22 protein-coding genes are annotated in these 21,510 nt (G+C 36.3%); 16 read left to right on the plus strand and 6 right to left on the minus strand.

Going from position 1 to position 21,510, the window contains the following annotated elements; all coding sequences use genetic code 11:
• The first annotated feature begins 62 nt into the window (after positions 1-62).
• The 4 genes from etfB (at position 63) to uvrC (ending at position 4,315) form a co-directional block, all read left to right on the plus strand.
• A complete protein-coding gene (etfB, locus tag MHH66_RS04200; RefSeq protein ID WP_002088867.1) occupies positions 63-836 on the plus strand; it encodes an electron transfer flavoprotein subunit beta in 774 nt (257 codons plus the stop codon).
• Positions 837-872: 36 nt separating this feature from the next.
• The gene (etfA, locus tag MHH66_RS04205; protein WP_002015402.1) at positions 873-1,850 is read left to right on the plus strand and encodes an electron transfer flavoprotein subunit alpha; all 978 of its coding nucleotides are present in this window, start codon (positions 873-875) and stop codon (positions 1,848-1,850) included.
• 211 nt (positions 1,851-2,061) lie between these two features.
• Complete coding sequence (gene trxA, locus MHH66_RS04210; protein ID WP_000974757.1) at positions 2,062-2,376, plus strand: thioredoxin; 315 nt, start codon at positions 2,062-2,064, stop codon at positions 2,374-2,376.
• A gap of 154 nt (positions 2,377-2,530) precedes the next feature.
• Positions 2,531-4,315 (plus strand): excinuclease ABC subunit C, encoded by a 1,785-nt coding sequence (uvrC, locus tag MHH66_RS04215; protein ID WP_063219801.1) that lies wholly within the window; start codon positions 2,531-2,533, stop codon positions 4,313-4,315.
• A gap of 115 nt (positions 4,316-4,430) precedes the next feature.
• Here uvrC and MHH66_RS04220 read toward each other — a convergent pair whose 3' ends face one another.
• The gene (locus tag MHH66_RS04220; RefSeq protein WP_002015405.1) at positions 4,431-4,880 is read right to left on the minus strand and encodes a YslB family protein; all 450 of its coding nucleotides are present in this window, start codon (positions 4,878-4,880) and stop codon (positions 4,431-4,433) included.
• 309 nt (positions 4,881-5,189) lie between these two features.
• On the opposite strand from MHH66_RS04220, the gene sdhC reads away from it, so the two are divergent.
• The 4 genes from sdhC to MHH66_RS04240 all read left to right on the plus strand — a co-directional run bounded on the left by sdhC (position 5,190) and on the right by MHH66_RS04240 (position 9,066).
• A complete protein-coding gene (gene sdhC / locus MHH66_RS04225; RefSeq protein ID WP_002015407.1) occupies positions 5,190-5,816 on the plus strand; it encodes a succinate dehydrogenase cytochrome B558 in 627 nt (208 codons plus the stop codon).
• Between the two features lie 13 nt (positions 5,817-5,829).
• Positions 5,830-7,623: a succinate dehydrogenase flavoprotein subunit gene (gene sdhA, locus MHH66_RS04230; RefSeq protein WP_002034228.1), complete on the plus strand. Its 1,794-nt coding sequence runs from the start codon at positions 5,830-5,832 to the stop codon at positions 7,621-7,623.
• Positions 7,616-8,377, plus strand: coding sequence for a succinate dehydrogenase iron-sulfur subunit (sdhB, locus tag MHH66_RS04235; RefSeq protein ID WP_002088861.1), 762 nt, complete (start codon positions 7,616-7,618; stop codon positions 8,375-8,377). The genes sdhA and sdhB overlap by 8 nt, the downstream gene beginning before the upstream one ends.
• Before the next feature lie 245 nt (positions 8,378-8,622).
• Positions 8,623-9,066 (plus strand): acyl-CoA thioesterase, encoded by a 444-nt coding sequence (locus MHH66_RS04240; protein WP_002034215.1) that lies wholly within the window; start codon positions 8,623-8,625, stop codon positions 9,064-9,066.
• Positions 9,067-9,102: 36 nt separating this feature from the next.
• Here MHH66_RS04240 and MHH66_RS04245 read toward each other — a convergent pair whose 3' ends face one another.
• A complete protein-coding gene (locus MHH66_RS04245; RefSeq protein WP_063218794.1) occupies positions 9,103-9,882 on the minus strand; it encodes a M15 family metallopeptidase in 780 nt (259 codons plus the stop codon).
• Positions 9,883-10,146: 264 nt separating this feature from the next.
• Between MHH66_RS04245 and motA the strand changes: the two genes are divergently transcribed.
• The gene (motA, locus tag MHH66_RS04250; RefSeq protein ID WP_002129301.1) at positions 10,147-10,941 is read left to right on the plus strand and encodes a flagellar motor stator protein MotA; all 795 of its coding nucleotides are present in this window, start codon (positions 10,147-10,149) and stop codon (positions 10,939-10,941) included.
• Positions 10,931-11,716: a flagellar motor protein MotB gene (motB, locus tag MHH66_RS04255; RefSeq protein WP_063218793.1), complete on the plus strand. Its 786-nt coding sequence runs from the start codon at positions 10,931-10,933 to the stop codon at positions 11,714-11,716. The genes motA and motB overlap by 11 nt, the downstream gene beginning before the upstream one ends.
• 28 nt (positions 11,717-11,744) lie before the next feature.
• On the opposite strand, the gene MHH66_RS04260 is transcribed toward motB, so the two are convergent.
• Positions 11,745-12,572, minus strand: coding sequence for a 5'-nucleotidase, lipoprotein e(P4) family (locus tag MHH66_RS04260; RefSeq protein WP_063218792.1), 828 nt, complete (start codon positions 12,570-12,572; stop codon positions 11,745-11,747).
• A 353-nt stretch (positions 12,573-12,925) separates the two neighbouring features.
• Between MHH66_RS04260 and MHH66_RS04265 the strand changes: the two genes are divergently transcribed.
• From MHH66_RS04265 to MHH66_RS04275, 3 genes are all read left to right on the plus strand, one after another.
• On the plus strand, positions 12,926-13,786 hold the full coding sequence (locus MHH66_RS04265) for an ABC transporter ATP-binding protein (protein ID WP_078184476.1): 861 nt from the start codon (positions 12,926-12,928) through the stop codon (positions 13,784-13,786).
• Between the two features lie 2 nt (positions 13,787-13,788).
• The gene (locus MHH66_RS04270; protein ID WP_002015418.1) at positions 13,789-15,015 is read left to right on the plus strand and encodes an ABC transporter permease; all 1,227 of its coding nucleotides are present in this window, start codon (positions 13,789-13,791) and stop codon (positions 15,013-15,015) included.
• A gap of 271 nt (positions 15,016-15,286) precedes the next feature.
• On the plus strand, positions 15,287-15,718 hold the full coding sequence (locus tag MHH66_RS04275; RefSeq protein WP_002088848.1) for an Rrf2 family transcriptional regulator: 432 nt from the start codon (positions 15,287-15,289) through the stop codon (positions 15,716-15,718).
• 62 nt (positions 15,719-15,780) lie between these two features.
• On the opposite strand, the gene MHH66_RS04280 is transcribed toward MHH66_RS04275, so the two are convergent.
• On the minus strand, positions 15,781-16,446 hold the full coding sequence (locus tag MHH66_RS04280; protein WP_002067333.1) for an aquaporin: 666 nt from the start codon (positions 16,444-16,446) through the stop codon (positions 15,781-15,783).
• 142 nt (positions 16,447-16,588) lie between these two features.
• Complete coding sequence (locus MHH66_RS04285) at positions 16,589-17,554, minus strand: DMT family transporter (protein WP_063218791.1); 966 nt, start codon at positions 17,552-17,554, stop codon at positions 16,589-16,591.
• Positions 17,555-17,655: 101 nt separating this feature from the next.
• Here MHH66_RS04285 and MHH66_RS04290 point away from each other — a divergent pair, with 101 nt between their 5' ends.
• Positions 17,656-18,228, plus strand: coding sequence for a helix-turn-helix domain-containing protein (locus MHH66_RS04290; RefSeq protein WP_002138507.1), 573 nt, complete (start codon positions 17,656-17,658; stop codon positions 18,226-18,228).
• A 70-nt stretch (positions 18,229-18,298) separates the two neighbouring features.
• Here the strand turns inward: MHH66_RS04290 and MHH66_RS04295 are convergent, their stop codons facing one another.
• On the minus strand, positions 18,299-18,484 hold the full coding sequence (locus MHH66_RS04295) for a PspC domain-containing protein (RefSeq protein ID WP_002129290.1): 186 nt from the start codon (positions 18,482-18,484) through the stop codon (positions 18,299-18,301).
• Between the two features lie 364 nt (positions 18,485-18,848).
• Here MHH66_RS04295 and MHH66_RS04300 point away from each other — a divergent pair, with 364 nt between their 5' ends.
• Together MHH66_RS04300 and MHH66_RS04305 are read left to right on the plus strand one after the other, a co-directional pair.
• The gene (locus MHH66_RS04300) at positions 18,849-20,090 is read left to right on the plus strand and encodes an amidohydrolase family protein (RefSeq protein ID WP_063218790.1); all 1,242 of its coding nucleotides are present in this window, start codon (positions 18,849-18,851) and stop codon (positions 20,088-20,090) included.
• A 112-nt stretch (positions 20,091-20,202) separates the two neighbouring features.
• Positions 20,203-21,498, plus strand: coding sequence for a purine/pyrimidine permease (locus MHH66_RS04305; RefSeq protein WP_078184475.1), 1,296 nt, complete (start codon positions 20,203-20,205; stop codon positions 21,496-21,498).
• The last annotated feature ends 12 nt before the right edge of the window (positions 21,499-21,510 follow it).

A 21,510-nucleotide genomic window follows, 5' to 3' on the forward strand; every position in this document is an offset into this window, starting at 1 on the left:
ATAAAAATTAACAGAATTTTAAAATTGATAGAATCTTTCTGAAAAATAAGGGGGTAAATGGAATGAACATCTACGTACTCATGAAACGAACATTTGACACAGAAGAAAAAATCGTAATTAAAAACGGTGCAATTTACGATGGCGAAGCGGAATTCATCATCAACCCTTACGATGAATATGCGATTGAAGAAGCGATTCAAGTAAGAGATGCACAAGGTGGAGAAGTTACTGTTATAACAGTTGGTGGCGAGGATAGTGAAAAAGAACTTCGCACAGCATTAGCGATGGGCTGCGATAAAGCGGTACTAATTAACATTGAAGATGATGTTGAGAATGGTGACCAATTTACAACAGCAAAAGTGCTTGCTGAATATTTAAAAGATAAAGAAATCGATTTAATTTTAGGCGGGAACGTTGCGATTGACGGTGCATCTGGACAAGTTGGTCCACGAGTAGCTGAAGCGTTAAATATCCCATACGTAACGACGATTACGAAGCTTGAAATTGATGGTACAAATGTGAAGATTGAGCGTGATGTTGAAGGGGATACAGAAGTAATTGAATCATCATTACCTCTTCTAGTAACAGCGCAACAAGGTTTAAATGAACCGCGTTATCCATCACTTCCAGGTATTATGAAAGCGAAGAAGAAGCCACTAGAAGAAGTAGAATTAGATGATTTAGATTTAGAAGAAGATGATGTGGAAGCAAAAACAAAAACAATTGAAATCTATTTGCCTCCTAAGAAAGATGCAGGAAAAGTGTTACAAGGCGAGCTGCAAGATCAAGTAAAAGAACTTGTATCGTTGCTCCATACAGAAGCGAAAGTAATCTAATAAAATACGAAATTATATATGCAGGAGGGAAAATCTATGGCTCGTAAAGTATTAGTAATGGGTGAAGTTCGTGATGGATCGCTACGTAACGTTTCGTTTGAAGCGGTAGCAGCAGCAAAAACAATTGCAGAAGGCGGTGAAGTGGTAGGTCTTCTAGTTGGAGACAGCGTTGCCTCTTTTGCAAATGAATTGATTCATTACGGTGCAGATCGCGTTGTGACAGTTGAAAATGATAAATTAAAATCATATACATCTGATGGATATGCACAAGCGTTTTTAGCTGTATATGCTGAAGAAAAGCCAGAAGGCATTGTATTTGGACATACGGCACTTGGTAAAGATTTATCACCAAAATTAGCAGCGAAATTAGAAGCTGGTTTAATTTCTGACGTAACGGCTTTAGAAGTTGAAGGTGGAAATGTTATCTTCACTCGTCCGATTTACTCTGGTAAAGCATTTGAGAAGAAGATTGTAACAGATGGTATATTATTTGCGACAGTGCGTCCAAATAATATTGCAACTCTTGAAAAAGACGAGTCTCGCACAGCTGACGTGTCTTCTATTACAGTTGATGTGAAAGATTTACGTACAATCATTCAAGATGTTGTCCGTAAAACTGCAGAAGGTGTTGATCTTTCTGAAGCGAAAGTTATTATAGCTGGTGGACGTGGTGTGAAGAGTGAAGAAGGATTTAAACCGTTAAAAGAATTAGCTGACGTACTAGGCGGCGCTGTTGGAGCATCTCGTGGTGCTTGTGATGCTGAGTACTGTGATTATTCATTACAAATTGGTCAAACAGGTAAAGTTGTTACACCAGACCTATACATTGCATGCGGGATTTCTGGTGCAATTCAGCATTTAGCTGGTATGTCTAATTCAAAAATAATCGTTGCGATTAATAAAGATCCAGAAGCTAGTATCTTCAAAGTAGCTGACTATGGTATTGTCGGTGATCTGTTTGAAGTATTACCTCTTTTAACAGAAGAGTTTAAAAAGTTAAAAGTACATTCATGATTTGAGTACCCTTGAGTTCCAAGTGAAGTACCCCTATATATAGAAAAAGGTGAGAGATCCCCTGTCTCTCATCTTTTTAGTATTTCATCCATATTTTTATATAGTATAAAGGAACATTTTTTTGTTACAATACATAACGATACATAATATTCGCCACGTATAAAAGTTAATGATATACTCTTGGTAGAATATACTTGAAGGAGGAAATAAAATGGCAATTATAAATGCAAATGACCAAAGCTTCGCAGCTGAAACTAGCGAAGGTGTTGTACTATTAGATTTCTGGGCGCCTTGGTGCGGACCTTGTAAAATGATCGCTCCTGTATTAGAGGAAATCGATTCAGAGTTAGGCGAGAAAGTAAAAGTAGTAAAAGTGGACGTTGATGAAAACCAAGAAACTGCTCGTCAATTCGAAGTAATGAGCATTCCAGCTCTTTTCGTATTAAAAGACGGTAAAGTGGTTGATCAAGCGTTAGGATATAAACCGAAAGAAGCGTTAGTAGAATTAGTTTCTAAACACTTCTAAAATAAAGAAGCTACCATTTGGTAGCTTTTTTTATTTTCTTTTTTACAACCTTTCCGTTACAATAAAAGAACGTATGTTGGGTGTTTTGGCATAGTATGTTTTTATGTGAAAATAAAAATGATAAGCATAAGCATGTAGAAATGGAGGGAGACGAGTGCACGAGCATTTAAAAGAGAAGTTAGCAATTTTGCCCGATCAACCTGGTTGTTATTTAATGAAGGATAAGCAGGGAACGGTTATATATGTCGGAAAAGCAAAGGTACTCAAAAATCGTGTGCGCTCGTACTTTACTGGTTCGCATGATGGGAAAACACTTCGGCTTGTTGGAGAAATTGTTGATTTTGAATATATTGTGACTTCCTCAAATTTGGAGGCTCTTATTTTAGAGTTAAATTTAATAAAAAAATATGATCCAAAATATAATATTCAATTAAAAGATGATAAAACATATCCTTTCATTAAAATTACAGCTGAAAAACAGCCGCGCTTACTCATTACGCGAAATGTAAAAAAGGATAAAGGAAAGTACTTTGGGCCTTATCCAAATGCGCAATCGGCACATGAAACAAAGAAATTATTAGATCGTATGTATCCACTTCGTAAATGTTCAAATATGCCAGATAAAGTTTGCTTGTATTATCATATGGGTCAATGTTTAGCACCTTGTGTGAAAGAAGTAACGGATGAGCAAAACAAAGAAATTGTTGATGAAATTATTAAATTCTTAAACGGTGGGCATAAAGAAATTCGTTCAGAATTAGAAACGAAGATGTATGAGGCTTCAGAAAAGCTAGAATTTGAACGGGCGAAAGAGTTGCGAGATCAAATTGCTCATATTGATGCAATTATGGAAAAGCAAAAGATGATTATGAGTGATTTAGTGGATCGCGATGTGTTTGGATATGCAGTTGATAAAGGGTGGATGTGTGTTCAAGTTTTCTTCGTTCGAAAAGGAAAGCTAATTGAACGTGATGTTTCTATGTTTCCGATTTATGATGAACCAGAAGAGGGATTTTTAACTTTTATCGGTCAATTTTATGAAAACAGTAGTCATTTCAAGCCGAAGGAAATTGTTGTTCCAGGAAGTATAGATTCAGAATTAGTAGAGCGCTTTTTAGAAGTTGAAGCGACACAGCCGAAGCGTGGGAAGAAAAAAGATCTTGTGGAATTAGCAAATAAAAATGCGAAAATTGCACTAGAAGAGAAATTTCACTTAATTGAACGTGATGAAGAACGGACGATTAAAGCTGTTGATAATCTAGGGAAGCAACTAGGGATTGAAACACCATATCGTATTGAAGCGTTTGATAATTCAAATATTCAAGGAACAAATCCTGTTTCAGCAATGATTGCTTTTATCGATGGGAAACCAGCGAAGAAAGAATATCGGAAATATAAAATTAAAACGGTTCAAGGTCCTGATGATTACGAATCTATGAGGGAAGTTGTAAGACGCCGTTATACGAGGGCGCTTAAAGAGAATTTACCTTTACCAGATTTAATCATTATTGATGGTGGAAAAGGCCATCTGGCCGCTACAAGTGATGTTCTGGAGAATGAACTCGGATTATATATTCCGATGGCAGGGCTTGTAAAAGATGACAAACATAAAACATCACATTTAATTATTGGAGCTCCGCCTGAACCTGTGATGCTTGAGAGGAATAGCCAAGAATTTTATTTATTGCAACGCATTCAAGATGAAGTGCATAGATTTGCAATTACATTCCATCGCCAGTTGCACGGGAAATCGGTCATTCAATCAGCATTGGATGATATTCCAGGAATCGGCGATAAACGAAAAAAGGTATTGCTAAAACATTTTGGTTCATTAAAAAAGATGAAAGAAGCTTCCATATCGGAATTTGTCGAAGCAGGTATGCCGAAAAATGTTGCAGAGATGATTTATACTTATTTAACAGATAAGAAGACGTTGTAGTTTACAACGTCTTCTGTTTTTTGGTATAATTTCTGAAGATTTAAAATAAACACACCTAAATGAATATACAAAAAAGTCAACTAAACTTATATGTCTAGTTGACTGTAAGTAGATGCTACACTTCAATGAGATCTTTTATATCCCATTTAACAAGAAATGTAATAGAGTCTGAACGCTTTTTCTGTTCCTCATAGGACTCTGCAACGACGTTTCTTTGTCTTTGAATTTGCTCGGCGATAAATCCAGCTTCTAATTGATAAGATGAATGTCTTTTTTGTTTTTGACGCTCAGTAATAAGTGTACCTTTAAGTTGAAACTGCATTTCACGACGTTTATGTTCAATGATACTTAAAGTGCCCCAACCAGCTTTTTCAAAAAACTGAATGACTTCTTCAATTGTTTCTAGCGGATATTTTCTCGCAAGGTTTCTACCAGCCCAGTATAAAATACCATCTAAATCGTTACCAATTAAATCAGGTAGTAATTCTTCACGTAGCAATTCATAAGCGAAGGCGTTCAATGAAACATCTTCTAAAGATGTTATATCGATTGTATTTTTGCTCACAATATTCCCCTCTTTCTATAGGGATTATTATATAACATTTTTCATTTATAAAAATAGATTTTTCTTTGGGGAAATCTGAATATATAAGAAAAAAAAAGAATTGGCAAATTATATGCAAATTATGTGCAAATTATGTATACGTTTTCTTGACGCTTCGACAAAAATAGGGGTAAAATGAACTTGTTATCAAATTATGCTGAAATATTTCGAATAATTTTTTCAGTTTTTCTTATGCCAATAGTGAAAAAACATTATTGTTGTAAATTAATCTGAAAACAGCAGTCAAACATTCAAGGGGGTAATGGGGACATGAAAGGCCGCGAGTATACGTTTCGTAAGTGGCACTCATTAATGGGGGTCATTCCGGTTGGTGTCTTTTTGACGCAACATTTAATTGTAAACAACTTTGCAACAAGGGGAGCAGAGGCTTTTAACAAAGCTGCAGGCTTTATGGAGCTCCTTCCATTCCGGTATGCGCTAGAAATTTTCATCATCTTTTTACCTATACTGTACCATGCTATATATGGCTTATATATTGCATTTACAGCTAAGAACAATGCGGTATCTTACGGCTATTTCCGTAACTGGATGTTCGTCTTCCAACGAATTTCAGGTATCGTTACGCTGATCTTCATTTCTTGGCACGTCTGGGAAACTCGTATTCAAGCATTGTTAGGTAAAGAGGTAAACTATGATATGATGGCAGATATTTTAAACAACCCATTTATGTTTGGTTTCTATTTAGTTGGTGTTGTTTCAACAATTTTCCACTTTGCAAATGGACTATGGACATTCTGTATAAGCTGGGGAATTACAGTATCTCCACGTTCACAAAGAATCTCTACTTATGTAACATTAGCTATTTTCTTAGGTCTATCTTATGTAGGTGTGAGTGCATTATTAGCGTTCATCGATCCACAGCTAGCAAACCAGTAAGGAGTGGGAGAGCATGAAAGGGAAACTTATAGTAGTCGGCGGTGGCTTGGCCGGCTTAATGGCAACGATTAAAGCGGCAGAAGCAGGAGTAAATGTTGAACTATTTTCTTTAGTACCAGTAAAACGTTCACATTCTGTATGTGCCCAAGGTGGAATTAACGGTGCCGTAAATACAAAAGGTGAAGGGGATTCTCCATGGATCCACTTTGACGATACAATTTATGGTGGGGACTTCTTAGCGAACCAACCACCAGTTAAAGCGATGTGTGATGCAGCACCTGGTATTATTCATTTAATGGATCGCATGGGTGTTATGTTCAACCGTACGGAAGAAGGACTTCTGGATTTCCGTCGTTTCGGTGGAACACAACATCACCGTACAGCATTTGCTGGCGCAACAACTGGTCAACAATTACTATATGCATTAGATGAGCAAGTACGTCGTCATGAAGTAGCAGGACTTGTAACGAAATATGAAGGTTGGGATTTCTTACGAGCTGTTGTAGATGATGAAGGTGTGTGCCGAGGAATCGTCGCGCAAGACTTACAAACTATGGAGATAAAAAGTTTCCAAGCTGATGCCGTGATTATGGCAACAGGGGGCCCTGGTATCATCTTTGGAAAATCAACAAACTCTATTATTAATACAGGTACAGCAGCGTCTGCTGTATATCAACAAGGTGCATATTATGCGAACGGTGAGTTCATCCAAATTCATCCAACGGCAATTCCTGGAGACGATAAGTTACGTCTTATGAGTGAATCTGCACGTGGTGAAGGTGGACGTGTTTGGACGTATAAAGATGGTAAGCCATGGTACTTCTTAGAAGAAAAATATCCAGCTTACGGAAACCTTGTACCTCGTGATATTGCAACGCGTGAAATCTTTGATGTTTGCGTAGAGCAAAAACTAGGTATTAACGGTGAAAACATGGTGTACTTAGATCTTTCTCATAAAGATCCGAAAGAACTAGATATTAAACTTGGTGGAATTATTGAAATCTATGAGAAATTTACAGGTGATGATCCTCGTAAACTACCAATGAAAATCTTCCCAGCAGTTCACTATTCAATGGGCGGATTATGGGTTGATTATAAGCAAATGACAAGTATTCCAGGTTTATTTGCAGCAGGTGAGTGTGATTATTCTATGCACGGTGGTAACCGCCTTGGTGCGAACTCATTATTATCAGCAATTTACGGTGGTATGGTAGCAGGACCGAACGCAATTGAGTATATGAAAGGTCTTTCTAAATCATCTGATGCTGTTTCATCTACTGTATATGAGCAAAATGAATTAATCGAAACAGAGAAATTTAACAATATTTTAATGCTTGATGGTAACGAAAATGCATATGTTCTTCATAAAGAGCTTGGAGAATGGATGACAGATAACGTTACAGTAGTTCGTGAAAATAAAAAGTTACTAGAAACTGATGCGAAAATTGAAGAGTTAATGGCGCGTTACAAACGCATTAACATTAACGATACAGCTAGATGGAGTAACCAGGGTGCTTCATTTACACGCCAACTTGCAAATATGTTCGAGTTAGCACGTGTTATTACAATTGGCGCATATAACCGTAATGAAAGCCGCGGAGCGCATTACAAACCAGAATTCCCAAATCGTGATGATGCAAACTTCTTAAAAACTACGATGGCGAAATTTGAGGGAGAAGGAAAGGCACCAGCATTCCATTACGAAGAAGTGGATGTTTCATTAATTAAACCACGTAAACGTGACTATTCCTCAAAACATGATGTAGCTGCTAAGGGTGAAGAGAAGGGGGATAAGCAACATGTCTGAGAAAACAATCCGCCTCATCATTACGAGACAAGATGGACCAGATGCACAAGAGTTTGATCAAGAGTTTGAAATTCCATATCGTCCAAATATGAACATTATTTCGGCACTGATGGAAATTCGTCGTAATCCTGTTGATTCAAAAGGAAACCAGACGACTCCGATTGCATGGGATATGAACTGTTTAGAAGAAGTATGTGGTGCTTGTTCGATGGTGATTAACGGAAAACCACGTCAATCATGTACAGCTCTTATTGACCAGTTAGAGCAACCAATTCGCTTAAAGCCGATGAAGACATTCCCGATTGTACGTGATTTACAAGTTGACCGTAGCCGTATGTTTAACGCGTTAAAACGGGTTAAAGCTTGGATTCCAATCGACGGTACGTACGACCTAGGGCCAGGTCCAAGAATGCCAGAGAAAAAGCGTCAATGGGCATATGAACTTTCGAAATGTATGACATGTGGTGTTTGCTTAGAGTCATGTCCGAACGTAAACAGTAAGTCTGACTTTATTGGACCAGCACCGCTTTCACAAGCGCGTTTATTTAACTCGCATCCAACTGGTGAAATGCATAAAGCAGATCGCTTACGTGCAATTATGGGTGATGGAGGACTTGCAAACTGTGGTAACTCTCAAAACTGTGTGCAATCATGTCCGAAAGGTATTCCATTAACAACTTCAATTGCAGCATTAAACCGTGATACAACAATTCAATCGTTCAAAGATTTCTTTGGTAGCGATAATAACTATTAATAAATATTGCCTCTTCATGTTGAAGAGGCAATATTTATAACTTTATATTTCTGTTTATTCTGTTTATCCCGCATTAACGGGCAGTAAAACTCCCACCTCAAAATTCAGGTGGAGCAAAGAAGCTAGGTGGGAGATCAACTGCCAGTAAACGCCCGATTGGTTCAACTAATAATCAGTGTGGGATGAACAAAACCCCCACTGATTAAAGTTTCACTTTATTTTAAGGACGAAAAGGAGAGGGAACGATGAAGAGAATTTCTTATATTGAAGACTTTGAGCAATGGGAAAGTGGTTTTTCATTTTATAATCCTGTCAAAGTTCGTTTTGGTGAAGTAGATATGTTTGGACATGTAAATAATGTCGTTGCTTTTACATATTTTGAAGAAGCGCGTATCGCATTGTTTAAAGAACTCGGATTTATGCAAGAATGGACACATGAATCATCAGAAACGATGATAGTCGTCGCAGATCTACAATGCAATTTTATTAAACAAATTTATTTTGATGAGCAGTTGAAAGTATATGTAAAGGCGGGAGCGGTTGGTAATTCCTCTTTAGATTTACACTATATGGTCAAAAATGCAGAAGGAGAAGTTTGCTTAGTTGGACGCGGTATGATGGTCCAAGCATCGAAAAAAACTGGAAGAGGCGAACCGTGGACTGAGGAATGGAAGGAATTATTACAATAATAGAATAAAAGAAAAATAAGAGAGCGATTCGCTCTCTTATTTTTTGTCCTTCGTTGCCTCTTCTAATGTTAGGTGGTGCTTATATATGTATGTGGCGTATGGATTACCGACGTAGCGTAAGTGCCACGGTTCATATGCATACTCTGTTGTTTTTGTTTTATCCTCTAAATAACGAATGACAAATCCGAACTCATGGGCATGTTCTGCAACCCATTTTCCTTCTGCTGTCTCTCCGAAGATTGGTTCTAATTGGAATTTAGCAGATTTTGAGCTAATATCCATTGCTAGACCAGTTTGATGCTCACTTGTTCCAGGAATTGCACTTACCGAATCAGCCTCAGCTTTTCCTTGGCGTTTAATATATGTATTATGTAATGACTGTTGGCGTTTGTAAGAACGGTAACCTGAAACTGCTGTAAGTTCTAAACCTTCTTCTTTCGCTGCTTGGAACATTTTTTCAAGAGCGTCTGCAGCATCTTTGCGAAGTAATGTTTTCTCTTTATCTTTTGGACTAGTAAATGGTACGTTCGGTTTCGTTAAATCTTCTGGAATGTACCCATTTGGTAATTTACGATGTTTATTGACTAATACAAGAGCAGAATCTGGATTTGTTACAACGGAAAAATTATTATCTAGTTTCTTTGCGTTATGATCAGCTTTTGGAAAAGCAGGAATCTCTTCTTTTGGATGGTTACTATGTTTTTGACTTTCGACAGCTTTCACCTCATTTTGCAGTGGTGATTTAGAAGCAAAGTAAGCGAAAGATGTGATACCGATTACAATAGTAATGGCAGAAATAATTATTATCTTTTTCATGATACCTTGTAATCACTGTCCTTTCTTAATAAAATATGTATCGCTTTTATTATAAGTTTAGTTTATTGAAAAAGAAATATAAGAGTCATAACGTAATAAAAACGCAAAGAAAATGTCAGAAAATGTGTGAAAATGTAGTATTTTTTCATATAATTCATTTCTTATCTTTCATGAAGTTCATTTTTTATGTAATATATGTATATAAGAAGATGTAGCGATTATCGAGAATAAAAGACCTCTTGTATAGACTAGGAGTGAATGGGAATGGATTTTGCAACAATTATTGGAATCATTTTAGGGGTATTAGCGGTAGTCGTAGGGATGGTCGTCAAGGGCGCTGACATAACAGCCTTACTAAATCCTGCCGCAGCACTAATTATTTTCGTCGGTACATTTGCTGCAGTGTGTATTGCCTTTCCGATGAATCAACTAAAAAGAGTTCCAAAATTATTTAAAGTTCTTTTTGGTTCAAATAAAAAAGATTTAAGTTATGAACAATTGCTAGAATTATTTGTTCATTGGACATCTGAGAGTAGAAAATACGGTATTTTGTCTTTAGAGCAACAATTAGATGAAATTGAAGATGAATTTCTTTTGCGTGGTATGAAATTTGTTATTGATGGTGTATCTGCAGAGGATTTAGAACAAATTTTAGAAGCCGAATTAGAAGCGATTGAAGAGAGACATGCAAAAGGGGCTGCTATTTTTTCGCAAGCTGGTACATATGCACCTACACTAGGGGTTTTAGGTGCTGTTATTGGTCTTGTAGCTGCACTTGGAAATTTAACTGATATTGAAAAGTTAGGGCATGCTATTTCAGGTGCGTTTATTGCAACGATTTTCGGTATTTTTTCAGGTTACGTATTATGGCATCCGTTTGCAAATAAATTAAAGCAAAAGTCTGCTGCTGAATTAGAGAAGAAACGTTTAATTATTGATTGTTTATTAATGTTACAAGAAGGTACATATCCGTTTATTATGAAGAACCGCATTTTAGGTGCACTTTCTGCAACTGAGCGTAAAAAGCTAGAAAAAGGAGCAGAAAAAAATGCGGAGTAAGAAAAATAGAAGAGGCAAAAAGAAAAAACATGATGAGCATATCGATGAAACTTGGTTAATTCCGTATTCTGATATGTTAACGTTGTTATTTGCACTATTCATCGTATTATTCGCAATGAGTAGTATAGATGCTGCGAAGTTTAAACAGATGGCAGTGGCTTTTAGAAGTGAACTAGCAGGTGGAACAGGAAATAAAGAGTTTTTAAGTGATCAAAAACCAAAGGAAGAAAAAGAATTATCGGCAAGTAGTTTGGAATCTGAGAAGATCAAAAAAGATGCTGAAGCTGAAGTGAAAAAGCAAGAAATGAATGAATTAAAAGCAGTACAAAAAGGTATCGATAATTATATTGAGGAAAAGCAATTATCATCTTCTTTTAAAACCGATTTAACTGAAAAAGGTTTAATGGTAACAATATTAGAAAATGTACTATTTGATTCAGGGAAAGCAGATGTGAAGTTGGAATCGTTAGGGATTGCAAAAGAGATGTCTAACCTACTTGTTTCCGCATCACCTCGTGAAATTACAGTGTCTGGTCATACAGATACTGTTCCTATCGCAAATGCTCAGTTTGCATCAAACTGGGAGTTAAGTACACAGCGTGCCGTTAATTTTATGCAGGTATTACTTCAAAATAAAGATTTGCAACCAGAAAAATTTAGTGCAATTGGTTACGGAGAATACCGTTCAATTGCACCAAATGATACACCAGAAGGAAAAGCAAAAAATAGACGTGTAGAAGTATTTATTTTACCTTTAACAAGAAATATGCAATAAAAGAGGATGGCGAAAGCCATCCTCTTTGTTATTTTGCATCAAATGATTTTAAATTGTCACGACGAATTTTATCTTTTTCTGCATCTGATTTTTTGAAATCATAGTCATATAAAGCGCCTTCCCAATCGCCATACATTGGATTAGGGAAAATGATGAATTTCTCACCAAATTGTGCTTTTGAATCTGCGACTGTTTCATTGCGATCTTTTACAGATTTTCCATCAAAACCAGTGAAGTCAGATAAGTTATCACCGAAGAATAGGACAATATCATGTGTTTGAGAAACAAGTTCACGGCGTTTTTCTTTTCCTTTTTCTTTCGGGTCTTGTAGTAATATGTGTTCTTTCGTTGCTTGAGGAGCACCTACGCGCTCGAGATTTTTAATTGTTGCATCTAGTTGATTCGTTTTACGATTTGAGATGTAGTAAATATCTACACCTTTAGATTCTGTATATTTTAAGAAATCAATAGCGCCTGGAAGAGCTTCAGCTTCAGCTTTATTAATCCAATCGTCCCATTTATAAGGATAGCCTTTTCCTGTTTTTACGCTCATTGCTTGATGGGGACTGTTATCTAAAACAGTTTCATCTAAATCAAGTACGATAGCAGGTTTTTTGTTTGTGCCTTTTGCAAGAGCTGCATCAAGCTTCAATTGACCAATATTGTATCCTTGGTAGTATAGTGCTTTCGTTTCACCAGCTGTTTGATACCATAAATCAGCCATCAATTGCTGGTCTGTTAATTTTACTTTTTCTTCTTTCGCCACTGTTTTCTCAGCTGTTCCTGAACATGCTACAAGCGATGTGGAAAGAACGGCTACAGATAATAAAGTGGTAATACCCCTCTTCATCTTCATATGTATCCTCCTTGATGTTAGTAAATCATTTAATATTATATATTAAAATATAATGCTTTTTATATTTTTTTTTATGAACATTTGCATATTGTCTTTTGTATATGTAGTAGTTTGTCCTATATTAGAAAGATCGGTTAAATAATAATAATTATTTTGACAAGTTTTATTGTCGTAATGACAATTATAATTGACAAAAACAGGATTTTTATTTACAATTTTAACTAAATGAAACAAATGATGGGTTAGGTGTAGTGATACATATAAGAGAATGAAATATAGTACTATATTTCATTCTGAACAATCATAGGCTTTAACAGAAGGTACGAATGATACTAAAGGGGAGGCTTTATACATTGAGTTTACAAATTCAAAAATTAACAAAAATATTCGGAGAATCTAAAGCAGTTAATGGTTTGCAAATCTCGTTACCGAAAGGTGAAGTGTTAGGGTTACTTGGCCGAAATGGTGCAGGGAAAACAACGACAATTAAAATGTTACTAGGCTTATTAACGCCAAATGAAGGTTCTATTACGTGGGATGGAAAATCATTTGGTGATAGCGGGGTAACAATTGGATATTTACCAGAAGAAAGAGGATTATATACAAAAAGTAGAGTAATAGATCAGTTGCGATATTTTGGCAGATTAGAAGGAATGACGAAAAAAGAAGTGGATCTTGCAATTGATTACTGGTTAGAGCGCTTAGCAATCCCAGAATATAAATTCAAAACAGCAGGAGAACTTTCGAAAGGGAACCAGCAAAAAATTCAATTGATTGCTGCTCTTCTTCATGATCCAGAACTTCTTATTTTGGATGAACCATTTAGCGGACTTGATCCAGTTAATGCTGGAATGTTGGCTAGTATTATTGGAGAACAAGTACAGAGCGGAAAGACAATTATTTTATCTAGTCACCGTATGGAGCAAGTAGAGGCTTTTTGCCAACATGTATGTATTTTGAAAAAAGGCGAAGCGGTCGTAGAAGGACAGTTAAGTGATATTAAGAAAGAATACGGTTTCCGTAATTTAACTATTGAAGATACAGTAGAGAATGAAAAGGGATTAGAAGCTATACACGTTCCGTATGAAAAACAACAAGGCGATGCAGAAGCTCTAAAGATTTTGCAACAGTTGCAAGAGCAAGGTATTAGCTTACGACAATTTAAAATGTTAGAGCCGACGTTAAACGAAATCTTTGTAGAGAGGGCGAAATAAAGATGCGTAAATTTTCTCATGTATTTTCATTTTATTTTAAGGAAGCGTTTTTATCTAAAAAATCATTAATTACGAGTGCGATTTTATTTTTAGTTGTGTTTGGTATTTTTGCATTTAATCATTTTACTTCAGGCGATGATAAAAATAAGGATAAAGATAAAATTGCAGTTGTAGTAGAGAGTTCCACATACAAAGTACAAAAAGAAGAGCTAAATAAGCTATTGCCATCAGCAAAAATAACGGTCGGTTCAAAGGATGATTTTGATAAACTGCATAAGCAAGTAGAAGAGGGAGATTTAGATGGTCTATTCCATGTGACGGAAAAGGATGGGACTCCAGCAGTTACATATATGTATAATGGATTTCCAAGCCAAGCAACTTCTGCGATTATGGCGGGTTATTTAAAACAACAATATACGAAGGTGACGATTGCAAAAAATAATGTTTCACCAGAAATTGCGCAGCAATTACAAGCAGAAATTCAAGTGAAGCAAGAAGCGATAAAAGATCGTACATCTTCTTTCGGAATTGCATATTTCTTTACATTTGCTTTGTATATGTTTATTGTAGCTTTCGGAAATACAATCGCAATGAATATTGCATCTGAAAAGGCGTCACGTGTAATGGAAGTAATGCTTCCGAAAGTAAAGCCTCTTACGATGATGTATGCGAAAATTTTGGCGGTTGTTTCAACGGCGTTATTACAACTTGTAATATTGGCGTGTGGTTATCTTATTCCTTATTTGTTAGGTTGGGTCGATTTAGAAAGTGCTTCATTACTTGGTGTTCCAATTGACTTTACAAAATTAGATGCAAAGGTTATAAGTATGTTTCTTGTTTATTTCATTACGGGGTATTTACTTTATGCGATGATGTACGCTGCGGCTGGAGCTGTTGTGTCTAAGACAGAGGATTTACAAGCTGTATCTTTCCCGATAATGATTTTGATCATGGCTGCATTCTTCATTAGTATTAAATCATTAAGTGATCCAAATAGTACTATTGTTGTTGTAAGTTCGTATGTTCCGTTTTTCACACCAATGGTTACCTTCTCGCGGATTGTAGCTGGTGAAGCAGGTATGTTAGAGATTACGATAACATTAGTAGTTTTATTGGCGACGATTGGTATATTAAATGCGATTACAAGCCGTATCTATGTAAACGGTGTAATGAATTACTCTGATAAAGTGAAGTTTAAAGATTTGGCGAAATTTATAAAGCGTCAATAATAGAGGGAAAGCATGATTTTCTAATGGAATCATGCTTTTTCTTTACCCCGCTATTTGTGGGCAGTAAAACTCCCATCTCAAAATTCAGCTGGAGCAAAGAAGTTAGATGGGAGTCGGGCTGCCCGTAAACGCCCGATTGGTTCAACTAATAATCAGTGGGGGATGAACAAAACCCCCACTGATTAAAGTTTCACTTTATGTATAAATTAAAAATAGTATATAATAATAAGAGTTGTCTTTTAATAGAATGAATAAAAAGGAGGGTGTGCAGATGGGAATTAGTAGTCGTTTTACAGTAGGTGTTCATATGTTAACGTTACTTGCAATAGATCGAAACTCTCGCTGTACCTCTGAATGGATTGCTGGTAGTGTGAATACAAATCCAGTTGTGATTCGTCGCATTACAGGAATGTTGAAGAGAGCAGGACTTGTTGATGTACAAGCTGGTAAAGGTGGTACGACACTTGCTCGTGATTTAGATGAAATTACATTACTTGATGTATATAAAGCTGTGGAAGTTGTAGAAGAAGGACATCTATTTTCTTTCCATGAAAATCCCAACATTGAATGTCCAGTAGGAGCTAATATTCAATCGGTATTAGAGATTATTTTAATACAATCGCAAGAAGCGATGGAAAACGTACTTGCAAATGTAACGGTGCAGCAATTAGTTACAAATTTAAAGTCGAAAATTAAAGAATAAAAAAAAAGCGAGCTTCCTCATGATGAGGGCTCGCTTTTTTTTATTCGGAAATATTGGAAGTTCTATTTTTCCGTATTTAAAATAAACTTTCCTACAACAGCTGCTACGATACCACCAAAAATTGGGGCAACGATGAACACCCATAGTTGAGAAATTGCTTCTCCGCCAGCGAATAGAGCTGGTGCGATACTACGAGCTGGGTTAACAGATGTTCCAGTTAACGGAATACCTAATAAGTGAATTAATACTAATGTGAAACCAATTACTAGTCCAGCTAAAGAAGAACTTCCCTTTTTACCTGTTACAGCAACGATAACTAAAACAAATACGAAAGTTAAAATGAATTCAACTAAAAATGCTCCAGATAAACCAAGAGTTCCAAAACTATTTTGTCCTAAATTATCTAAAGGTAATTTAGCAGATCGTAAAATTGTTACTAACGTTGCAGTTCCTAATAAACCACCTAAAATTTGAGCTAATAAATAATAGCTAAGTTCCATAGCGTTCATTCTTTTGTTGATGAACATAGCGATTGATACTGCTGGGTTAATATGACATCCAGAAATTGTTCCAATGCTATATGCCATAGCCACGATAGATAATCCGAAAGCCATAGCGATACCTAATGTTCCAATTCCTTCAATTCCGCCACCAATGACAGCTACTCCAGTTCCGAATAATACAAGTACAAATGTACCAATAAATTCAGCAATTGCTTTTTTTAACATAATTTACCTCCTGTTAATGCACATGAAACGTATTATAACATAGGTTTTAGTATAAACAGCTAATGAAATACTATTCTGATAAGGCGAAATAGGGAGACAATAAAAATAGATATGGTTCTATGAAGAAGAACCATATCTATTTTTATGCTGATTTTTTTTGTTTAATGACTGGAACAGAACGGTTTAAAACGCTATTTACGATCATTCCTAGCATGATAATAATCATCCCAATCAGTGACAGCCCGCTAGGGAATGAACCATTTAAGAAAATAATCTCACCAAGCACAGTGAAGACCATCGTTCCAGCTTGTGTTGCTTCAACAGCTCCAAGTAAAGCAAAATTGTCTTTTGCTAAGTCAGTAGCAAAGAAAAATGTCATCGTCGCAATAACTCCGGAACATAATGCTAACAAAAATCCTTGCATCATTTGACTTGATGATGGAATACCGGTAGTGGAAAACCCGTATATACCAAGTAGGATTGTAATAGGGAGACTTCCGATTGCCATTCCTAATACACGTTGGAATGTATCAAGACGCCCGCCAACAAGTTCCATCATTTTTCGGTTACCGAAGGGGTATAAGAAAGCTGCTAAAACGACAGGTAAAAAACCAGAAATGAATTGAGTCATTGTAATATGACCCGCTTCAGTAGCTTGCATACAAAGTACACCAAGTAAAATAAATAAAGCGACGTATAAACTGCGTAGTGGAATTTTTCCACGTACAAGTTTTGTACCTGATTTTGTTTCTATTTTAATGAAGAATAATGGCGATAAAAGTAAACCTGCTAATATCGTAACTTGCCAAGTTCCAGCAACGAGCCAAGCTGGAGAAAAAACAGCTGCGAAACTTAATAAAGAATAGAAGCCGATGCCAGCGACAGAGCCCCACCCGATCCATACAAATGGATGTTTTTTTAATTCTTCCCATAAAGCTCCTAAGTTTTTGCGAAATAAAACGATAAGGAATAAAATAGGGAGAGCAAATAGAAAACGGAAGGAAGCAGTCCAAGCCCAGCTTGTTCCAGATACATTCATTGCTCTGTTAATAATAAAGGTTGCAGAAAAAAAGGCCGATGATAAAAGACCTAGTAATATTGCGCGCATGAAGTATGGCACTCCTTTCGGAATTGAGTATTTATGTATAGTATAATATACTTAAAGTAAATAAAAGTAAACTATTTTATATTTTCAAGGTGGTTTTATATATGAAAGAAAATGAAGATATACAAACGAAAGAAGTAATTCAGCAAGTAGGTCAGCTATTAAGACAAATTCGAAATGAACAAAAATTAAGTTTAGAAGAATTAGCCCAAAAAACAGGGGTTAGTAAATTAACATTAGGGAAAATTGAGAGAGGCGAAACGAATCCAACGTTAGCTGTCATTTGGAAAATAACGAAAGGGTTATCGATTCCTTTATCGAGATTAATGGTTGTTGGAGAACCTGTAGCTGTTGCGCGCTGCGGAGAAGGATTTGCAGTAGATGTAGGACAAGCATGGCATTTAGAAACGATGTTCCGTTACACGAAAGAAACAGGGATGGAAATGCACCGTGCTTGTTTAAGAGCGAATAGTATATATGAACCGGAAGCTCATCATGAAGGAGCAATTGAGCTTGTAACAGTAATGAAAGGGAAAGTTTCTATTCAAGTTGAGAATGACGTATATGTGCTAAATGAGTTTGACTCCATTCAGTTTGAAGCTAATAAGAAACATAGTTATAAAAATGAAGAGGATGAAGTAGCGGTATTACATTTAACGATGAAATATTCTTCATGAAAAAATCCCCTATAGAAAAATCTATAGGGGATTTTTTATACGCTATGCTCAAATATATGAAAGAATGTTATTAGTAAGAGCGTGGCATAAGTAATAAACAAATAAAATAAACTAAAAACCCCGTCCCAAAACATAAAATAGCAATGACCCAAAGTATGCGAATGAGAGTAGAGCTAATATCAAAATATTCTCCTAAACCACCGCATATACCAAATAACATTTTATCAGTTTCGGATTTATATAACCTCTTCGACATATTATGATCCTCTCCTTTTTATATCACCGCTGTTATGTATGAGTGATACAGTGTACTTTTATTCTATATGGAAATTTATCCCGCTATTTGTGGGCAGTAAAACTCCTACCTCAAAATTCGGCTGAAGCAAAGAAGTTAGGTGGGAGATCAACTGCCCGTAAACGCCCGATTGGTGAAGGCTAATAATCAGTGGGGGATGAACCCCCCCACTGATTATAGTTTCACTTTATGAGAAGACCATTAGGTTATATTACATTTTTTTGTGAAAGGACAATACAGTGGATTAATTGTCTTAATTTTCAGTTGGTATTAAAATGAAAATGAGGGTGTGACGTATTTTCTAATATAAGGTGGGGAAATGGTAATGACATTATATTGGTTGACTAATGTAAAGCTTGAAACAGGTTATACATATGAAGAAGCGAAAATTTCACAAACGGAAACTGAGATATGCAGTCTTCTTATTGAAGATGGGCGAATTAAAAGAATTATATCGGGAATCGCCCAAGAGGAAGGAACGTTAACTTTTGATGCTAATCGTTTATTAGTTTTACCAGCTTTTGAAGAGATGCATATTCATATTGATAAAACATATTATAGTGGGCCTTGGAAAGCTTGTATGCCAGCAGAAAATATTTTTACACGTTTTAATGAAGAAAAAACGATTTTACCAAAGCAATTAGCAACTGCTCAAGACAGGGCGGAAAATATGCTAGAGTTATTGCTTCGAAATGGCGCAACAAATATTAGAACGCATTGTAATGTGGATCCGGTTATTGGACTTCGTAATTTAGAGGCAACGTTAGCGGCTTTAGGAACATATAAAGATCGGTTGTCTGGTAGAATAGTTGCATTTCCGCAACATGGATTATTGCGAAGTAATTCTATGCAACTTGTGAAAGATGCGATGCGTATGGGCGCACAATTAGTTGGCGGAGTGGACCCAGCTACAGTAGATAATGATATTGAAAAATCATTACATACGATTATGGACATTGCGGTAGAATTTAACGCGGATGTTGATATTCATTTGCATGATGCAAATAACCTTGGAACGTTTACAATGAAGAGATTGGCAAGTCTAACGGAAGAAGCAGGATGGCAAGGTCGTGTAACAATTAGTCATGCGCTTGGACTTGGTGGTGTTACTGATAAAGAAGCTGAAGAAGTGGCAGAAAGACTAGCAGCATTAAAGATTGATATCACTTCAACCGTTCCAATCGGTAAACAAGTAATCCCAATTCCGTTACTAGATCGAAAAGGAGTTAAAGTTTCATTAGGAAATGATAGTATTACAGATCATTGGTCTCCGTTTGGCACAGGTGATATGCTTCAAAAGGCAAATCGATTGGCAGAACGATTTGGTTGGAATGATGAAAGGTCTTTAGGGAAAGCTCTTCGTTTTATTACTGGAGGGAAAGAAACGTTAAATAATGAAGGAAAACGAGTGTGGCCGAATGTAGGGGATGAGGCAAGTTTTGTTTTAACGAATGCAACATGCGCCGCGGAAGCAGTGGCTCGTCAAACAGAGAAGCGTGTAGTTATGTATAAAGGGAATGTTGTTATAGGGGATTTAGATCAAGTGAAATCTGATAATCTTGTATAGAGGAATCGTTTAGATGTTTTTAGAAGGGTTCTAATTGTGAAAATAGAACCCTTCTTTTTTATTTAGTAGAAACAGGGAAGTACTATACTTCCTTATAAGGAAGTAAGAAGGGATGAAAAGTTTGGACAATCAACATAATCAAAATCATATTATGGGAACTTTGCAATGGTTTATTTTTTTATTAGCAAACTCAATCGCGCTACCAATTGTCGTTGGCGGATTATTTCATCTTACGACGGAAGAAGTATTTTATTTAATGCAGCGTACGTTTTTCGTAGTTGGTATATCTTCTTTTTTACAAGGATGGCTTGGACATAAGCTTCCGATTGCGGATGGACCAGCTGGATCTTGGGTTGGTGTATTTACCGTGCTTGCTTATGCAACTGTAGGGCAGGATCAATTACATAGTACATTGCAAATTTTAGAATTAGGAATGATGGTTGCGGGAGTTGTTTTAATAGGGCTAGGAGTAACGGGAGTTATCGGGCGTATTTTATTTTTATTTACGCCGCTCGTGACAGGGACGTTCTTACTTTTATTATGTTTACAATTAAGTGGTGTATTTTTAAAAGGAATGCTAGGAATTACAGCTACTGTTTCTCAAATTGATGGATTTACAGCATTAATTGCTTTTGGCATATTTTTATTCGTAGTCATACTCTCCAACTTCGGAAAAGGGTTTGTTAAAAGTTATGCGGTTTTAATAGGGTTAATTAGTGGCTGGATTATTTTTCTCATTGCAGGAAAAGTGACGATCCCATCTCAAGTAACTCATTTTGTGCAACTTCCACATATATTCGCGTGGGGAATTCCAAAATGGAATACAGGTATGGCTGTATCAAGTTTCGTTATGGTATGTATTTTAGTTTCAAATACAGTGGCAGCTATTATAGCAATTAATCAAGCTACCATTCATAAAGCGACTATTGAACAAAAACAGTTGAAGGATGGAACGTGGGTTGGAGGGATTTCACATATCATTTCCTCTGTATTTTCAACTGTAGGTGTCGTTCCGTTACCAGCAACGGCAGGGTTTATACGCTTAACAAAACAAAAATATATACGATCGTTCTTAATGGCATGTGCGTTACTAGTCGTAATGTCTCTTTTTCCAAGTATCATTCGTTACTTAGCGTCTTTACCATCCGCTGTCGCATCGGCCGTTTTAATGGCTTCGTTCGTACAGTTAATTGGAATTGGATTTAATAATATAAAACAAGTGCCAATCAGCGAAAGGAATGTAACGATTTTAGGAGTTGCTATATTATTTGGAAGTGGTGTTATGTTTTTACCGTCTGGAGCACTCCAATCCTTGCCGTCTGTGATGCAATATATATTCGGAAATGGTTTGTTCGTAGGTACAGTTTTCAGCATATTACTAGAACAAATATGGCGTACTGAAAAGTAAGTGGATAAAAAG

It is taken from the genome of Bacillus sp. FSL H8-0492 (genome assembly GCF_038006145.1).
GTDB lineage: Bacteria > Bacillota > Bacilli > Bacillales > Bacillaceae_G > Bacillus_A > Bacillus_A mycoides.

Bases quoted from the DNA above. Each gene is read 5' to 3' on its own strand.
- MHH66_RS04245 (WP_063218794.1), bottom strand. From the start codon at position 9,882: ATGAAAAAGATAATAATTATTTCTGCCATTACTATTGTAATCGGTATC.
- motA (WP_002129301.1), top strand. From the start codon at position 10,147: ATGGATTTTGCAACAATTATTGGAATCATTTTAGGGGTATTAGCGGTA.
- MHH66_RS04300 (WP_063218790.1), top strand. From the start codon at position 18,849: ATGACATTATATTGGTTGACTAATGTAAAGCTTGAAACAGGTTATACA.
- sdhC (WP_002015407.1), top strand. From the start codon at position 5,190: ATGAAAGGCCGCGAGTATACGTTTCGTAAGTGGCACTCATTAATGGGG.
- MHH66_RS04290 (WP_002138507.1), top strand. From the start codon at position 17,656: ATGAAAGAAAATGAAGATATACAAACGAAAGAAGTAATTCAGCAAGTA.
- motB (WP_063218793.1), top strand. From the start codon at position 10,931: ATGCGGAGTAAGAAAAATAGAAGAGGCAAAAAGAAAAAACATGATGAG.
- sdhB (WP_002088861.1), top strand. From the start codon at position 7,616: ATGTCTGAGAAAACAATCCGCCTCATCATTACGAGACAAGATGGACCA.
- etfB (WP_002088867.1), top strand. From the start codon at position 63: ATGAACATCTACGTACTCATGAAACGAACATTTGACACAGAAGAAAAA.
- etfA (WP_002015402.1), top strand. From the start codon at position 873: ATGGCTCGTAAAGTATTAGTAATGGGTGAAGTTCGTGATGGATCGCTA.
- MHH66_RS04280 (WP_002067333.1), bottom strand. From the start codon at position 16,446: ATGTTAAAAAAAGCAATTGCTGAATTTATTGGTACATTTGTACTTGTA.
- MHH66_RS04270 (WP_002015418.1), top strand. From the start codon at position 13,789: ATGCGTAAATTTTCTCATGTATTTTCATTTTATTTTAAGGAAGCGTTT.
- MHH66_RS04240 (WP_002034215.1), top strand. From the start codon at position 8,623: ATGAAGAGAATTTCTTATATTGAAGACTTTGAGCAATGGGAAAGTGGT.
- MHH66_RS04260 (WP_063218792.1), bottom strand. From the start codon at position 12,572: ATGAAGATGAAGAGGGGTATTACCACTTTATTATCTGTAGCCGTTCTT.
- MHH66_RS04305 (WP_078184475.1), top strand. From the start codon at position 20,203: ATGAAAAGTTTGGACAATCAACATAATCAAAATCATATTATGGGAACT.
- MHH66_RS04275 (WP_002088848.1), top strand. From the start codon at position 15,287: ATGGGAATTAGTAGTCGTTTTACAGTAGGTGTTCATATGTTAACGTTA.
- MHH66_RS04285 (WP_063218791.1), bottom strand. From the start codon at position 17,554: ATGCGCGCAATATTACTAGGTCTTTTATCATCGGCCTTTTTTTCTGCA.
- trxA (WP_000974757.1), top strand. From the start codon at position 2,062: ATGGCAATTATAAATGCAAATGACCAAAGCTTCGCAGCTGAAACTAGC.
- sdhA (WP_002034228.1), top strand. From the start codon at position 5,830: ATGAAAGGGAAACTTATAGTAGTCGGCGGTGGCTTGGCCGGCTTAATG.
- MHH66_RS04295 (WP_002129290.1), bottom strand. From the start codon at position 18,484: ATGTCGAAGAGGTTATATAAATCCGAAACTGATAAAATGTTATTTGGT.